Annotated in this window: 16 protein-coding genes and 2 tRNA genes; 8 read left to right on the forward strand and 10 right to left on the reverse strand. The window is 48.1% G+C overall.

Annotation, left to right across the window (positions count from 1 at the left end; all coding sequences use genetic code 11):
• Positions 1–9 precede the first annotated feature (9 nt).
• The gene (locus tag ACYVEA_RS19075; protein ID WP_461115021.1) at positions 10–1542 is read right to left on the reverse strand and encodes a malate:quinone oxidoreductase; all 1533 of its coding nucleotides are present in this window, start codon (positions 1540–1542) and stop codon (positions 10–12) included.
• Between the two features lie 258 nt (positions 1543–1800).
• Here ACYVEA_RS19075 and ACYVEA_RS19080 point away from each other — a divergent pair, with 258 nt between their 5' ends.
• The 3 genes from ACYVEA_RS19080 to ACYVEA_RS19090 all read left to right on the forward strand — a co-directional run bounded on the left by ACYVEA_RS19080 (position 1801) and on the right by ACYVEA_RS19090 (position 4035).
• Positions 1801–2745, forward strand: a complete 945-nt coding sequence (locus tag ACYVEA_RS19080; RefSeq protein WP_461115022.1) for a DUF2279 domain-containing protein — start codon at positions 1801–1803, stop codon at positions 2743–2745.
• Between the two features lie 644 nt (positions 2746–3389).
• Positions 3390–3566, forward strand: coding sequence for a hypothetical protein (locus ACYVEA_RS19085; RefSeq protein ID WP_461115023.1), 177 nt, complete (start codon positions 3390–3392; stop codon positions 3564–3566).
• Positions 3567–3627: 61 nt separating this feature from the next.
• Positions 3628–4035 carry a DUF4332 domain-containing protein gene (locus ACYVEA_RS19090; RefSeq protein WP_461115024.1) on the forward strand — a complete coding sequence of 136 codons (408 nt, stop codon included), beginning with the start codon at positions 3628–3630 and terminating at the stop codon, positions 4033–4035.
• An 88-nt stretch (positions 4036–4123) separates the two neighbouring features.
• On the opposite strand, the gene cdaA is transcribed toward ACYVEA_RS19090, so the two are convergent.
• The 7 genes from cdaA to ACYVEA_RS19125 all read right to left on the reverse strand — a co-directional run bounded on the left by cdaA (position 4124) and on the right by ACYVEA_RS19125 (position 10509).
• Positions 4124–4927, reverse strand: a complete 804-nt coding sequence (gene cdaA / locus ACYVEA_RS19095; RefSeq protein ID WP_461115025.1) for a diadenylate cyclase CdaA — start codon at positions 4925–4927, stop codon at positions 4124–4126.
• Between the two features lie 113 nt (positions 4928–5040).
• Positions 5041–5985: a ribonuclease Z gene (locus tag ACYVEA_RS19100; protein ID WP_461115100.1), complete on the reverse strand. Its 945-nt coding sequence runs from the start codon at positions 5983–5985 to the stop codon at positions 5041–5043.
• 49 nt (positions 5986–6034) lie between these two features.
• Positions 6035–6451, reverse strand: coding sequence for an STAS domain-containing protein (locus tag ACYVEA_RS19105; RefSeq protein WP_461115026.1), 417 nt, complete (start codon positions 6449–6451; stop codon positions 6035–6037).
• A 71-nt stretch (positions 6452–6522) separates the two neighbouring features.
• Positions 6523–7461, reverse strand: a complete 939-nt coding sequence (locus ACYVEA_RS19110) for a phosphoribosylaminoimidazolesuccinocarboxamide synthase (RefSeq protein ID WP_461115027.1) — start codon at positions 7459–7461, stop codon at positions 6523–6525.
• Positions 7462–7587: 126 nt separating this feature from the next.
• The gene (locus ACYVEA_RS19115; protein WP_461115028.1) at positions 7588–8763 is read right to left on the reverse strand and encodes an acetyl-CoA C-acyltransferase; all 1176 of its coding nucleotides are present in this window, start codon (positions 8761–8763) and stop codon (positions 7588–7590) included.
• Between the two features lie 36 nt (positions 8764–8799).
• Positions 8800–9495, reverse strand: coding sequence for a tetratricopeptide repeat protein (locus ACYVEA_RS19120; protein WP_461115029.1), 696 nt, complete (start codon positions 9493–9495; stop codon positions 8800–8802).
• Between the two features lie 51 nt (positions 9496–9546).
• Positions 9547–10509 carry a vWA domain-containing protein gene (locus ACYVEA_RS19125; RefSeq protein ID WP_461115030.1) on the reverse strand — a complete coding sequence of 321 codons (963 nt, stop codon included), beginning with the start codon at positions 10507–10509 and terminating at the stop codon, positions 9547–9549.
• Between the two features lie 167 nt (positions 10510–10676).
• On the opposite strand from ACYVEA_RS19125, the gene ACYVEA_RS19130 reads away from it, so the two are divergent.
• From ACYVEA_RS19130 to ACYVEA_RS19150, 5 genes are all read left to right on the forward strand, one after another.
• Positions 10677–10763: transfer RNA gene (locus tag ACYVEA_RS19130), tRNA-Ser, on the forward strand.
• A 19-nt stretch (positions 10764–10782) separates the two neighbouring features.
• Positions 10783–10856, forward strand: a tRNA-Pro gene (locus ACYVEA_RS19135).
• Between the two features lie 355 nt (positions 10857–11211).
• On the forward strand, positions 11212–11670 hold the full coding sequence (locus ACYVEA_RS19140) for a hypothetical protein (RefSeq protein ID WP_461115031.1): 459 nt from the start codon (positions 11212–11214) through the stop codon (positions 11668–11670).
• A gap of 60 nt (positions 11671–11730) precedes the next feature.
• Positions 11731–12594 carry a DNA/RNA non-specific endonuclease gene (locus tag ACYVEA_RS19145; RefSeq protein ID WP_461115032.1) on the forward strand — a complete coding sequence of 288 codons (864 nt, stop codon included), beginning with the start codon at positions 11731–11733 and terminating at the stop codon, positions 12592–12594.
• Between the two features lie 132 nt (positions 12595–12726).
• A complete protein-coding gene (locus tag ACYVEA_RS19150) occupies positions 12727–13338 on the forward strand; it encodes a T9SS type A sorting domain-containing protein (RefSeq protein WP_461115033.1) in 612 nt (203 codons plus the stop codon).
• 95 nt (positions 13339–13433) lie between these two features.
• Here the strand turns inward: ACYVEA_RS19150 and ACYVEA_RS19155 are convergent, their stop codons facing one another.
• Positions 13434–13595, reverse strand: coding sequence for a DUF4113 domain-containing protein (locus ACYVEA_RS19155; RefSeq protein WP_461115034.1), 162 nt, complete (start codon positions 13593–13595; stop codon positions 13434–13436).
• Positions 13596–13700: 105 nt separating this feature from the next.
• Positions 13701–13931, reverse strand: a complete 231-nt coding sequence (locus ACYVEA_RS19160) for a hypothetical protein (protein WP_461115035.1) — start codon at positions 13929–13931, stop codon at positions 13701–13703.
• Positions 13932–14467 lie beyond the last annotated feature (536 nt).

Genomic DNA, 14467 nt, shown 5'->3' on the forward strand with positions numbered 1-14467 from the left:
TCAGGGAAATTACCGTGTTACTTCGGGTATAGAATCAACCGTAGTTAATCCCAGCACTTCGCTTGTATGTTTCCGAAGCTCCTGGCCAAGCGCAGGATTGTTCGCTAAAATCTGTCCGAAAGAAGGAATCATTTCTTTTAATTTCTGCTGCCAGGCGTCGGTGGCAAGTTGCTTAGGGAAGCATCGTTTGAGAAGATCGAGCATAATCGAAACTGCTGTCGATGCGCCCGGTGAAGCCCCCAGCAGAGCCGCGATACTCCCGTCGGCCGCACTGACTACTTCAGTGCCAAATTCGAGTACCCCCCCTTCGTGTTCGTCCTTCTTAATGACCTGCACCCGCTGGCCAGCAATCTCGAGTTCCCAGTCGTCCATTTGGGCGTTGGGATAATACTCCCGCAACGCGTTCAGCCGATCTTCCGGCGATTGCATGACCTGCTGAATGAGGTATTTCGTCAGGCCAACATTATGCAGACCCGCCATTAGCATGGGAGCCATATTGCTCAATTGAATCGACTTGGGGAGATCCATGTAGGAGCCGCTCTTCAGGAATTTAGTCGAAAAGCCGGCGTATGGCCCGAATAGAAGTTCCCGCTTTCCATCAATCATACGCGTATCCAAATGCGGTACCGACATTGGTGGAGCACCAACTGAGGCTTTGCCATACACCTTTGCCTGATGCCGCTCTACTACGTCGCGGTTAACGCACTTGAGCCATTGGCCACTTACGGGGAAGCCCCCAAATCCTCTACTTTCCGGAATGTCTGATTTTTCGAGCAACCGTAACGAACCACCTCCCGCTCCAATGAACAGAAACTGAGTCTGTACGTCACGAACCTGATTCGTTGTTACGTTCTCGACCCGTATTTTCCAGCCACCCAACGATTTGGAACGCCATAAATCACGTACATCGTGCGCAAAATATAAGTGTACCCCTGGCATATCGTACAAACGGCGGAACATAGCGCGCGTCAGTGCACCAAAGTTCACGTCTGTTCCAATGTCCATGCGGGTAGCCGCTACGGCCTGGGCAGGGTCCCGATCGTCCATAACCAACGGCATCCAGTCTGCCAGTTGCGATGGGTCTTCGGAATACTGCATACCATGGAAAAGGTAATTTCGCTGAAGAGCATCGTAGCGTCTACGGAGATAGGATACGTTCTCGTCGCCCCACACAAAACTCATGTGTGGAATGGAGCGAATAAAGTTAGGTGCGTCGCTGAGGAAGCCCTGTTGAACAAGGTAGGCCCAGAACTGCTTCGACTGCTCAAAGGATTCGGCAATCTTGATGGCTTTCGATGGATCAATTGTACCGTCGGCCTGTTCGGGGGTATAGTTTAGTTCACAGAAGGCCGAATGGCCTGTACCTGCGTTGTTCCAGGCGTCAGAACTCTCAGCGGCTGCACTGTCGAGTCGCTCATAGATATCAATCGTTATGTCGGGTTGCAACTCTTTTAGCAACACGCCAAGAGTCGCACTCATGATCCCCGCCCCGATCAATACTACGTCGGGACCTTTTTGGGTAGATTTCTTGCTTTTCGCCATGATGTAAGTAGGCCGTGTGTATCCGTATGTATGTACAAAGTTGGGGCCAAGGATGTTCTGAAACCAAGCTTTTTCCTAAGTTTTGTTAGCCAACGTATTGGCTGGATTACCGATAAACCAATGCGGCTGAATTACTTACTAGATATTCATGAATGATTGCAAAAACCCTAGACCGTAACCTCGATAGCCAGAGAGCACCTGCGTAGACAGATGTATCGTGAACGCGATCGAACCACCGAATTTTGATAATTTTAGCGCATGATAGACCGCATTCGGACGGTAGGCTTACTTGTTTTATGCATTCTCCTGCTTAGCCAGTCCATTCAGGCGCAAACTACGCCGATACTACCCGTTGCGCCCGATCCGTCGGGCATTAATCAGGGACGATTTATTGGCGTAGTGCTGGGTACGGCAGCTTTTTATACCATTACGTTGCTCATGCTACGTAAGCAATGGTATAAGAAAAAGGTCCCCTTTCACTCGTTTAACGACAATGCTGAGTGGCTTCAGATGGATAAAGTCGGTCATGCCGCCACGGCCTATTGTATGAGTCGTGGCGGCTACGAACTAATGCGATGGAGTGGGGTTGATGAACGAGCCAGTATACTAACGGGTGGCCTGCTAGCCTTGCTGTTCCAGACGACGCTGGAAGTGTATGACGGACATTCCGAAGGATGGGGTTTTTCTAAAGGCGATATGTTCGCTAACGTTGCTGGAACGGCCCTGTTTGTAGGACAGCAATTCGGCCCTGGCCAGCAGGTTGTGAGCTTAAAATACGGTTTCCGGAAAACGATTTTTCCGCCCTATCGCCCCAATGTACTGGGAAAAACGACCAGCGTGCAGATGCTTAAAGATTATAATGCACAGCAGTACTGGCTGTCGGTTAATCTAGCGTCGGTGCTGCCGGTGGGGCCGTCATTTCCGCGCTGGCTCAATCTGGATTTGGGGTATAGCGGCAGTGGTATGATTGGTGGACATGAAAATCCACCTGTGTTCGATCAAGATGGCAAAGAGGTGAACTTTGATCGGTATCGTCAATTCTTTATTTCGCCCGACGCTGATTTATCACGTATCAATACGTTTTCGCCTTCACTTCAACGCTTTATTGGTACGGCCCAATTTTTCAAGATCCCTGCTCCGTCGCTGGAGTTTAATCGGGTAAAGGGACTGCGGGTTCACCCACTTATTTTACCAAAAGAATAGATAAATTGATCACATCTCCCCTGAACCAGGTAAATAGTTTGCTGTCAATAACCCCGATGGGAAGTCTCTCTGCCTTTTTGTGTTTAATAGGGACTGTTTCTGCTTCCTGTAATTGTAACGACCCGGGCGATAACGGCGGTTTTATAAACATAGGCGAAGATCTAAATTGTCACTTAGGCCGTGTCTAAGTTCAGCAGTAATCAAGGTGCCCTAAAAAGAATCACTTAACGCTTTCGTAAAACCAGGTGATACGTTAACGTCAACGGGTTTCTGTTATTAATAAGCACCAACTGAGAAACTTGCTAGTACGGGGAGAGAAAAGGCGTTTCATGGTAAATGGTGAAATCTGACTTTCTTCCTAAATTATCTAACCAGGTAGTTAATATACTAGTTTATATGAAAATGGATCAAAAGTTGTGTTTGGTAAATTATAGATGATTATTAATGCGAAAAGAGTTTGAATAAATGGATTCACTATAAGTACCTATATAGATTAACTTTTCATTACATTTACAAGGAGCTTTGGATTAATAGAGAACTGCTCAGCGCGTTAATTACGTACACTTACTAAGTTTCTTGACTGGCGTTGTAGCCAGGCTATTTACATTTGTCGGACATCAGTCTAATAAGGTAGCAATGCACGTATGACATTTGAAGAGTATTTAACTCAGAAGAAAATTAACGTCGACCAGTTTCAGCAAGCTCAACCTGATCAATATGCTGAATGGCAGCGCGAATTCATGCAGATGCATCCAGAGAGTTTTACCGCTCAGAAGAAATTTCTTCTAAACGACACCCGAAGAAAGTACCTTGTTCGTTAAATGTGTATCAAATGGCCTGAAAATCAGGCGACTTTCCACCTATTAACCTCTATTTTTCTATATGAGCCTTACATTAGGAGAATTACGCGGTATTACAAATAGCGTTCTGAATGCCTTGAAAGCACAGGGTATCAGTGACAGTGATTCGCTACTTGACGCTACCAAAACCCCATCGGACCGCAAAAGCCTGGCTTCGGCAACCAGCGTTGATGGGGCTATTATTCTAGAGTTGGCAAATCGTGCCGACCTGGCCCGTATAAAAGGCATTGGTCGGGTTTATAGCGATCTTATGGAAGAAGCTGGCGTGGATACGGTGAAAGAACTGGCTACGCGTGTACCCGCCAATTTTCACGCTAAATTGATTGAAATAAATAAAGTTCGGCAATTTACCCAACGTCCGCCGTCGGTTGAACAAGTCGCTGATTTTGTCGAGCAGGCAAAGGCGCTTCCCCGAATGCTGGAGTATTAGAAAAAGTGAGGAAATAATTACAATGAGAAAGCCAGTGCGAAACACACTGGCTTTCTCATTGTAAGAAACTTAGTAAGCACGTAAAAAGTTACCGAACTGGCTCGTGTAAGTAACGCTCTAATCGACTTTCCAGCTCAGGTTGGCTTAGGCTGGTAAATAGCTCGCCGTTTATCGCCAGCGCCAATCGCCCGCTTTCTTCCGAAACGGCAATCACCGCTGCGTCCGTAGCTTCACTCATGCCCAAGGCAGCCCGGTGACGGAAACCCAGCGAAGGCGGCAATTCATCATCCTCCGATACGGGTAGAATGCAGCGGGCCGCCCGAATGCGCCCCTCACTAATGATAACCGCCCCATCGTGAAGTGGGCTATACTGGCTGAAAATAGCCAGCAATAAAGGTTTCGATACGTCGGCGTCAATTACTTCACCCGACTGGGCAAATTTTTCCAGATCGTCATTCCGCTGAAGTACCAACAGGCCTCCTGAGAACTCAGCCCCCAGGGTTTTACACGTGTCCAGAATTGGTTTGAGCGGTGTTTGTGTCTCCAGCATACCAGAATCACGTAGTAGCCAGCGTCTGATACGTCTACTATTGGTGAGGGTGGTCGATTTGCCGATAAGCAGCAAAAAACGCCGGATTTCGTGCTGGAAGATGATAATTAAAGCCAGGGCCCCAACGCTGATGAAGTATTCCAGAATGGTAGTCATCAGGTTCAGGCCAAGTGCCTTCACCAGCAGGTAGGCTAGATACACCAGTAAATACCCAACAAATACGCGGCTGGCGACGCTTCCCCGAACGAGGTTGTAAATCTGATAAATCAGTAGCGCTACTAACCCAATGTCGAGCAGGTCAAGCCAACCAATGTCTAAAAATCCCAGGCGATAAGCCAGCATGAATAAAAGGATAAAGTTTCGGGGCTAAAGATAAACAGAATCCTGCCGACGCGCTTATTATTGTGAGTTAATGCAATCTTGATGCCTGGGCCATTCTTTAGTCTAACGATACGTTACACATTGGTAGTCTCACCCTCAATGGCCAGATACGTTTCCGGAAAAACTGCCCGGGCTTCGTCTAAAAACAAATCAAATTGCTTATACCGGGAGGAGAAATGCCCGATTAGAAGCCGGCCAACTTCGGCTCTGGCGGCAATCGTAGCGGCTTGTCTGGCCGTTGAATGATATACTTCGGCGGCCCGTTGCGCATTGTCTTCCATAAACGTTGCTTCGTGATAGAGTAAATCGACACCATGCAGTTGCGGAATCAATTCTTCAACGTAGCGCGTGTCTGAACAAAACGCGTAGGAGCGGGGCGGTGGTCCTGGTTCCGTGTATTCGCTGGCTGCATAAAGTAATTTGCCATCCGCGTCCAGAATGTCCTCTCCATTTTTGAGCTGTTTCAAATAAGCTACCGGTATGTCGTCGGGCAACTTATCCCGTAACAGATGAGGCTTGTGGGGCTTCTCACGAAACAGGTAGCCAGTACAGTCGATGCGGTGCTGAAGCGGGATCGACTGCACGGTCATCTGTGGATGATTGAGCAGAAGCGCAGCCTTATCTGGATCAACAATTTGAAAATGAAGCTTGTAGCCCAGCCGGGAGTCCGATACCCGAAAGATAGTTGTCAGCACTTCATCCAGCCCACGCGGGCCAAATAAAAACAAGTCTTCGGTACGCCCGGCCAGATTCAGCGATGATAGGAGCGGGGCCAGCCCAAAATAATGATCGCCATGAAGATGGCTAATGAAAATATACCGTAGTCGCCCCGGTCTGATACGTTGCTCAATAAGCCTGAGTTGCGTGCCTTCACCACAATCAATCAGCACATAGTCATTACCAATGCTCAATAACTGCGCTGTTTGGTGGAGTCGCAACGAAGGCGTAGCGGAGCCTGCCCCCAGAATTGTGAGCGCAAAAGGAAAAGGAACGGGTCGGAGCGTTTGTGTTTCAGTCATTTCGTCAGAAAAGTGGTCAGAATCATCCACCACCGGTGTTACGGCCGGTTCAGGCTTCGTCACGACCAACACTGCCTCCGACGTCGTACTCGTCATCTTCTTCGCTGCGAAAATCGTTCTCTAATTCGTTCATGAACACAGCGTCGATTGCTTCTTCTACCGTTGGCAGGATCGTAAGGTCGCTGAGGTTTGCTTTATCTAACGACTCAATCAGGTCGTCGTCTTTAGTAACGACTATTAACAGGCCAACTTCATTGGTACATTGCCGGTTCACTTTACGGAGCGTAGTCACTCCAGCCGAATCGACCGACAGTACCGGGGCCATATCGACAATAATGTTACTATATCCTTCCCGGAATAAACCACGGCTTAATGTCTCAAAATCAGTAGCTACCTCGCCCCCAAACTCTTTTTCCGCTAAGCGGACCAGGGAGTATTGTTCGTTTTTCTCGATTGTATAATTCATAGCATTAGGCAATGGGTGACAAATAAGGCAAAATAAACCAGGGTTTTTGATAAATCAGGTATCAATACCGTTTATTCACTAATGGCGCGTAAGATATTGGTTTCTATACGCGAAAGAGGGTCGGCAGCGTCATTAGCCTGAAAACGTTGACCCGTAACGGTCTCGAATAGTTCGATATAACGGGTTGTAATCTGCCTTACCCATTCATCAGACATCACGGGTATAGTCTGTCCAGTCTTACCCTGAAACCCGTTTTCGATAAGCCATTCTCTAACAAATTCTTTTGACAATTGTTTTTGTGCCAGCCCAGCTTGTTGGTTTTCGGCATACGTATCGGCATAAAAATAGCGAGACGAGTCAGGCGTATGCACTTCGTCGATCAAATAAACCTTGCCGTTCAGGTTGCCAAACTCATATTTAGTATCGACAAGGATAAGTCCCTGTTCGGCGGCCATAGCCGTACCCCGTTCAAATAAGGCCAGCGCATAGCGTTCTAACTGCACGTAATCGCTTTCCTGAACAATGCCTCGCTCAAGTATTTCAGCGCGGCTGATATCTTCATCGTGTCCTTCATGGGCTTTGGTCGAAGGGGTAATAATGGGCGTCGGTAGTCGGTCGTTTTCACGCAAGCCATCGGGTAGGTCAACCCCGCAAAGGGTTCGATGTCCATCACGGTATTGCCGCCAGGCGTGTCCTGCCAGATAACCCCGTACGACCATCTCAACAGCGTAGGGTTCGCACTTCAGGCCAATGCTCACATTTGGGTCGGGTACTTCGAGAAGCCAGTTTGGTACAATGTCGACGGTAGCTTCCAGAAAGTAAGCTGCCGTTTGGTTCAATACCTGGCCTTTGAACGGAATAGGGCGGGGTAACACGACATCGAAAGCCGAAATCCGATCGGAGGCAATCATGACAAGTTTCTCCGGGAATGCATATACATCCCGTACTTTACCCCGGTAAAATCCCGTTTGTCCGGGAAATTGAAAATTGGTTTCCTGAATGGCGTTCATTTAGTTAAATTTTCGGTTCAAGGTTTAGGGTTTTCAGTTTACGGTTTTCGGCGGTTCATATCGAACGTAACGAAGGCGTCAGTCCACCGTCAACTATACACTGAAAACCGAATACCAAAACCCAACTTACAGTTTTTCAATAACAAGAGCAGAGGCACCACCGCCCCCATTGCAAATGCCGACGGCTCCGTACCGACCTCCGTTTTGGGTCAATACGTTGGTGAGCGTCGTGACAATACGGGCACCTGATGCGCCCAATGGGTGGCCAATAGAAACCGCTCCCCCAAATACGTTCAGTTTTTCCTGTGGTACATCCAGCATTTTGCTAAAGACCAGCGGCACAACAGAAAAGGCCTCGTTCACTTCAAAAAAATCAATATCGCTGGCTTTTAACCCCGCGCGTTCGAGCGCTAGCGGTACCGCTTTGGTCGGAGACGTAGTAAACCACTGAGGCTCCTGCTCAGCGTCGGCATAAGCTAAGATTCGGGCCAGCGGTTTCAATCCCAACTCATCCGCTTTCCGACGACTCATGACAATTAATGCCGAAGCGCCATCACTGATGGGCGACGAACTGGCAGGCGTAACGGTGCCATCGGGCGTAAACGCGGCTTTAAGCGTCGGGATTTTGTCGTAAATAACGTTTTTATATTCTTCATCTTCGCTCACCGTCACGCTTCCTTTGCGACCGGGCACTTCAACGGGCACGATTTCAGCACCAAACCGGCCACTTTGCGTACTGGCTTCGGCGCGTCGGTAGGATTGTACGGTGTACGCATCCTGCGCTTCGCGGCTAATGTCATAGGTCTGAGCCGTTTGATCGGCAAAAACGCCCATCGCACACTGGTCGTAGGCATCTACCAGACCATCGCGGGCCAGGCCATCGACTAATTCTGCATTCCCATATTTGTAGCCAAAACGGGCTTTAGGGACGTAGTAAGGCGTATTCGACATACTTTCCATGCCTCCCGCTACTATCACGTCGGCCAGCCCCAACTGAATCGACTGAGCGGCTAACATAATGGCTTTGGTGCCTGAAGCGCACACTTTATTGATGGTCGTACAAGGAATGTTGGCAGGCAGACCCGCTTTCAGCGCTGCCTGTTTAGCTGGTGCTTGCCCAACATTTGCCGACACTACGTTACCCATATATACTTCCTGCACCTGATCGGGCTGGACATTGGCGCGACTCAGCGCCCCCCGAATAGCCGCAGCGCCTAAGTCCGTTGCGGATAGCGTGGATAGAACGCCACCAAAACCACCAATGGGTGTTCGGACAGCAGAAATAATTACGACTTCATTCATGTGATTTTGTTGTTTATAACTCTTTAGCTGGCCGTATTACCAGCGTTTTGCATCGGCGGTCGGCTTCGTAGCTGACCGTCGGGCTGAGCGCGTTAAAGCATACGGCAGATCGTCGCCCTGCATGGCATCCAGTAGTTGCAGCGCCTGCTCTTCACTCAGATTCAGGCGTTGAAACCGACGTAGCAACTCATCCTGCCGGGCCGATCGCTCAACTTGTTGCCCACCCGACGGACGGGGTCTGTTAACCAATTGTGGTTTACGGCTAGCTGGATTTTGTGGCGATTGGCTGGCTGGCTTTTTGCCTGAATAGTACGTTTTGACTAACTCAAAATTATACCGGGCTGGTTCATTATCGGCATTTTCGAGCAGGGCCTGCTGAAATAATGTCAGCGCCGTAGCACTATCGCCTTCGAGACAGGTAATAACACCCAACTGCGTAGCAGCTGCTGTCCGTAGATCGGGTCGATCAGATCGGAGCAGTGTCTCATATTGCGGTCTCGCTTTACGGTATTGCTTCAGTTGGAAATACGTATGCCCCAAATTTAATCGTACGGCTGGATCAATGGTTGTTGTCGTACGACTTAGATAGATGTACAACTGTAACGCACGGCTATACTGGCCTGCTTCATAAGCTGCCTGGGCTTCCTGACGCGCCTGATTATTGCGCGAAATCTGGTTCATCGAAAACAGGTTGTTCCACCAGAGCCAGGCAGTAATGATGAGGTAAATCATGGTGACAAAACGAACGGCGAGCCAAAAATAAGACGAAACCTTGAGATGCACTCACAGTCGAAACGTTCGGATGGTTATAATCAGATCAAGAGCCAGCAATCCGAGGGCAGCCAGCAGAAAATAATAGTATTTATTGGTCGAAACTGCCACGCGATGCTGGTCAATTACCCGACCCTTTAAAGACCGCAAAATGCCCGCTAATTCATTTACATAACGACCATTTGCATCGGCTTCTACGTATTGACCGCGTCCGTCGCGGGCCAGTTCCTGCAAAAAAGTCCGGTTCAGGCTGCTACGAACAATTTGCCGATCGGTGTCACGTACAAAATCACGCCCTTCCCGAATGGATGCCCCAGCCTCCGTGCCAACCCCAACCGTAATGAGTGGCAAACCCGCCAGGCGCAACCGAGCCAGTTCACTACGTTCGCAGGGACCGAAATTTTCGCCGTCGCTGAATAAGACAATGGCTTTAACGCTCTGATAGGTCGATGAGTCGGTTATGAATTTCTGTCTGGCCAGCTCAATCGCCCGGCATAAGTCGGTTCCGCCCGTTGGCGAAACGCTCGTATGTACCTCGCGTATAAATTGTTTTAGGGCATTCTGATCATTGGTGAGTGGAGACAGGACGAACGACTCAGAAGCTGTCAGAATAAGTCCGAATCGCTCGGCGGGCAACGTATCACACAGTTGCTGAACGTCATATTTTACCCGTTCCAAGCGGGTGGGTACTATATCGCCCGCGTCCATTGAGCGCGATATATCGACAATCAGGAACGTATCGTGGCCCGTGGTGATCAAATCGCCCTCCGCTTCGCCGAAAGATGGTCCAAGCAGCGCAATGATCAGTAGCGTAAGGTAGCTGCCCCGCAAAAAAAACTTGGGTACTACGCCCCAGGCCGACGTATTCAACTGGCGGGCCAGCCGAAACGTGCGCCAGATATAGAGCGTGTAAAGGATAATAAACAGCCCTATGAAAATAATTTCGGTTCTGGAAAAAGAATATAACCAGTTCATTAAAGACGATTATCCATCTGATGCTGACCCGGTTCAGCCAGCGAATGGATTATAGTAAGAGGCCGAAATTAGTGATTGTGAAAAGATTTTTTGGTGTGCGATTTGTGAAAACACGGTTTTTCCCTACCTTTGTATCCCAATCGTTCAGGAAGGGAATGGTTGGCTTCGGAGAGATGCCTGAGTGGCCGAAAGGAACAGTTTGCTAAACTGTCGTACTGGTAACGGTACCGAGGGTTCGAATCCCTCTCTCTCCGCTGAGTAAGAGTAAACCTTCGGGGTGTAGCGTAGCCCGGTATCGCGCCTGCTTTGGGAGCAGGAGGTCGTAGGTTCGAATCCTGCCACCCCGACATTTAAAGTCCCAGATAATCAGCCAGTTAGTCGAAAGATTGACTGGCTTTTTTATGTTTATGCCGGTTCGGTTTGCACGGCGGTTTGCATTTTATCATAGTGGCTTAGCTCATCCCGTATTCATTAAAGTGATTGAGCAAAAAAAATTATTTGTTTTTGCCTTCACATTCTTCACTTCCTACACGATTTAGTTTTTCATCGAAGAATGCCTACAGTATGAAGTATTCTTTCCGGCTCTCCATACTCGGCCACTAACCCTTTCGCTTTAATGGTGTTTAATACCTGACTTACAAAATTGGCCAGGGAACGAAGGCCTTGTTAATTCCCTTTCATAAACACTTCCAACTGCTATCCATGATTAATTACCTACACTGCCCAAAGTGTGATTCCAAAGAAGTGTCTACACAAAAGCCTAGCCCCACCTATGACGACACGGGGGAAAGCAGTCAGATAGAGAACGGGGGACTAATTAAACTGGATGGTGATGTATACTGCTTGAATTGCGGATACAGCTGGAATCCCAAAGAGCAGATCCTTCAGTCGCTGGATGCGCAGGAGCAGGCCGATGCGCTCAACTTTGGCCAACGCAAGGAAAGGTTTTACACTAACTTTGAGGCTGGTAATTTTCGGCTGGCCGGACGGCTTCTTCCCAAGGAAGCCAGGCTCATTCTAAAACAGAAGGGGTTAAGAGCCGCCTATGTCTATCTCAAATCCTTGGATACCGTCATTGATGATTTTAAGCGTACCTTCTGGGTGGCAGGTATTGCCATGGTCTTGTTAATCGTGGGCATACTTATATATGTGTATTATTAGATTAGCCTTATCGCACTATTGATGGTTCATTTTTGCGGGTGATTAGATTGAGTAGTAAGCATGTTAGATGGTAAAAGGCATTTATTTAGGCTTCTGGCGAGTCTGCTGCTCATTTTCTCGCTCGATCAGTGTAAGCAACCGAGCGTTCCTGTTCCGGCCAATACAACGCCCACTCGCGACGATAACATGGCGCTGGGCAATCCAGATGGAGCCAGGGCGTCAGAGTCCAGTCCCAACGCTTATCTAATCACCCGCGCTACGTATTCACTTTCTTACAACCAGTCTACGGGTATCGCTAACTGGTGTAGCTGGCATTTAAGCTCAGCCTGGAAAGGATCAGCAACGCGCTACGCGGGTAACTTCATTCCCGAGACGCTCTTACCGGCTGGCTGGTGTGTTGCCAGGCATGCGGATTACACCAATACAGGCTTCGACAGGGGCCACCTCTGCCCATCGGATGATCGGGATAGCACAGCCGAGGAAAACAGGACAACGTTTATCCTATCCAACATTGTGCCCCAGGCACCACAGCTTAACAGACAATCCTGGCTACGGCTGGAGGACTATGCCCGAACGCTGGTGGCTCAGGGAAACGAGCTATACATTATTGCGGGTACGTCGGGCAAAGGTGGCGAAGGTGATAACGGTAAGGCTAGTAGTATTGCTAGTGGCAAACTAAGCGTTCCGGCGTACCTATGGAAGGTGATCGTAGTCCTACCGGTAGGGTCTGACGATGTGAATAGAATAAACGCACTGACACGGGTTATTGCCGTTTGGATGCCGAACACTAATACGACCGGTGAGGGGGCGTGGGGAAGTTATCGGGTGAGTGTGGATGAGGTAGAGCGGCAGACAGGGTATGACCTACTATCTAATGTGCCGGAAAGGGTGCAAAGGGTGATTGAAGCGAAGGTGGATTCATAAAGGCATAATGTTCTCATTATATTACCCCTTGAATACTCAATTTGGAGTTGGTTATTGGCAATGATATACCCCTTGATTTATCGGTTGACGACAAACCAAGTAAAAATGACGGTTAATCCCATTTGATATAAAATGAAAGTATCCTGCCTTCTTTTCTTATTTCTGCTGCTCACTTGGGTTTCCACACAGGCTCAAAGCGCATCTCTCATCTCCTTTAATGCTCGCTGGGACTCCCTCCGAGGTAATGTAATAACCTGGGCAACATCGCAGGAGACAAATAATGCTTATTTTGAAGTTCAACGAAGCGTCTATGACCTGACTACATTCACCACTATTGGTCAGGTTAACAGCAAAGGTAACAGTACCGTTCGACAAGATTATGAGTACATTGACAAGGAAGGTACCCTGACCGATTTGGTCTATTTTCGCCTGAAGCAAACAGATTTAGTTGGCAATATTCGGTTTTATGCGGCAATCGTTGTCAGGCAAGGTCCTTTTGGTAGCCCCTCATTGAACATAATGAATGTCTACCCGGGTCCTGGAACCGATTATTTACAAGTAAGACTAACGAATCGACACATTCCATCCAGCGCGCGTATATTTGACATTAGGGGTACCCAATTGGGAAGTCCGGCAATTGTAAGAAACGATTTAATTGATGTGCGTTTTTTGCCAGGTGGTTTTTACGTGCTGGAGGTTACAAGCACTACGGGCCAGCCTGCGAGAAAGCGGTTTTTCAAATAAGTGTATATAAAGGCGGGTTAACCACAAAAGTGCTCCTTATTTTACCTTCAAAATATCCTCCCAGCGTGTTGTATACCTAGCGTCTGCTTCATTGGCTACTCGGGGTTGTATTGCTGAGAAGTCAGCCGCAGCTTGTCATGCCCATAGCGCTTATTGACTTTGTCCATAACGGCCAATAATCGAATAAGTCGTTCGTCTGGTCCTTCTGAAAACGAGCCTACCTGTAGGTCGTTAGCGGGTGCCAAAGAAAACAGCAAAATAGCTAGCTTTTAGTGGGCTTATCTGGTTTGTAAAAATGCCCAGTAGTTAGTGAGCTTAGGCCCATATAGTAACGGGTAGAAGAACCCGAATGAAGGCCAACTTTAATTGCCTTCCCAATCCTGTAAATGAAGGCGAGTTCCATAAAATGTCATATCGCCATCAAAGAGATGCTCCCGCTCGACAACAAACAAGATTTCTGTGCAACCCGGCCAGTACTTGTTCCGAATATCAACAGGGATTTCCAACCAGTCATTGAGCAGGGGCAGAAAAGGCATGGTGATTTGAGGCTCCTGGTCGAGATAGGCGATATGGTGTAGAAATATAGTGTACATAGATGGGAGTAGTAAAAGAGTGAAGGGTTAGCGTTCGATATAGGTACTTTTTTTCCAAGGTAACTCGTGACTTATAATGTATACCTATTTTATGAGTGTAACCCGATTTACGTCCATTGTCTACAAGTTGACTTAATGAAGATGAAATGTTTAGTATAAAGCGTGTTGTTGACTACCCTATAAAACGGACAAAAGGGTATGATTAGCAAGTTACGGAACGTACCAAACATACCCAAAACATTACTATAAAAGGACGTATAGCGGGAATTAAGGCGTCTATTACTTTCATTATTTTCTCCTAAATCCGGCCAAAAAGGTGCTTTATTGCCGTTACTGGACATGGACAAACGGGAAGAGAATAAAATCATGTTTTGAAGCCTACATTTCCTACACAGCCTACATAGAGTAGCCAAGGATCTAATAGCTAGCAATCATTAAGCTTTATCCTTGGCCGACAGGATGCACAAGGTAAGCAAGAATGACACTTCCCTAGCCGAGCCATTGAATAGCGCACCGCTCGGAGCTGTGAGTTTCAG

The organism is Spirosoma jeollabukense, from assembly GCF_054777855.1.

What these genes read in the sequence shown, in the direction of transcription:
- ACYVEA_RS19075 (WP_461115021.1), bottom strand. Translation starts at nt 1,542, where the DNA reads ATGGCGAAAAGCAAGAAATCTACCCAAAAAGGTCCCGACGTAGTATTG.
- ACYVEA_RS19080 (WP_461115022.1), top strand. Translation starts at nt 1,801, where the DNA reads ATGATAGACCGCATTCGGACGGTAGGCTTACTTGTTTTATGCATTCTC.
- ACYVEA_RS19085 (WP_461115023.1), top strand. Translation starts at nt 3,390, where the DNA reads ATGACATTTGAAGAGTATTTAACTCAGAAGAAAATTAACGTCGACCAG.
- ACYVEA_RS19090 (WP_461115024.1), top strand. Translation starts at nt 3,628, where the DNA reads ATGAGCCTTACATTAGGAGAATTACGCGGTATTACAAATAGCGTTCTG.
- cdaA (WP_461115025.1), bottom strand. Translation starts at nt 4,927, where the DNA reads ATGCTGGCTTATCGCCTGGGATTTTTAGACATTGGTTGGCTTGACCTG.
- ACYVEA_RS19100 (WP_461115100.1), bottom strand. Translation starts at nt 5,985, where the DNA reads ATGACTGAAACACAAACGCTCCGACCCGTTCCTTTTCCTTTTGCGCTC.
- ACYVEA_RS19105 (WP_461115026.1), bottom strand. Translation starts at nt 6,451, where the DNA reads ATGAATTATACAATCGAGAAAAACGAACAATACTCCCTGGTCCGCTTA.
- ACYVEA_RS19110 (WP_461115027.1), bottom strand. Translation starts at nt 7,461, where the DNA reads ATGAACGCCATTCAGGAAACCAATTTTCAATTTCCCGGACAAACGGGA.
- ACYVEA_RS19115 (WP_461115028.1), bottom strand. Translation starts at nt 8,763, where the DNA reads ATGAATGAAGTCGTAATTATTTCTGCTGTCCGAACACCCATTGGTGGT.
- ACYVEA_RS19120 (WP_461115029.1), bottom strand. Translation starts at nt 9,495, where the DNA reads ATGATTTACCTCATCATTACTGCCTGGCTCTGGTGGAACAACCTGTTT.
- ACYVEA_RS19125 (WP_461115030.1), bottom strand. Translation starts at nt 10,509, where the DNA reads ATGAACTGGTTATATTCTTTTTCCAGAACCGAAATTATTTTCATAGGG.
- ACYVEA_RS19140 (WP_461115031.1), top strand. Translation starts at nt 11,212, where the DNA reads ATGATTAATTACCTACACTGCCCAAAGTGTGATTCCAAAGAAGTGTCT.
- ACYVEA_RS19145 (WP_461115032.1), top strand. Translation starts at nt 11,731, where the DNA reads ATGTTAGATGGTAAAAGGCATTTATTTAGGCTTCTGGCGAGTCTGCTG.
- ACYVEA_RS19150 (WP_461115033.1), top strand. Translation starts at nt 12,727, where the DNA reads ATGAAAGTATCCTGCCTTCTTTTCTTATTTCTGCTGCTCACTTGGGTT.
- ACYVEA_RS19160 (WP_461115035.1), bottom strand. Translation starts at nt 13,931, where the DNA reads ATGTACACTATATTTCTACACCATATCGCCTATCTCGACCAGGAGCCT.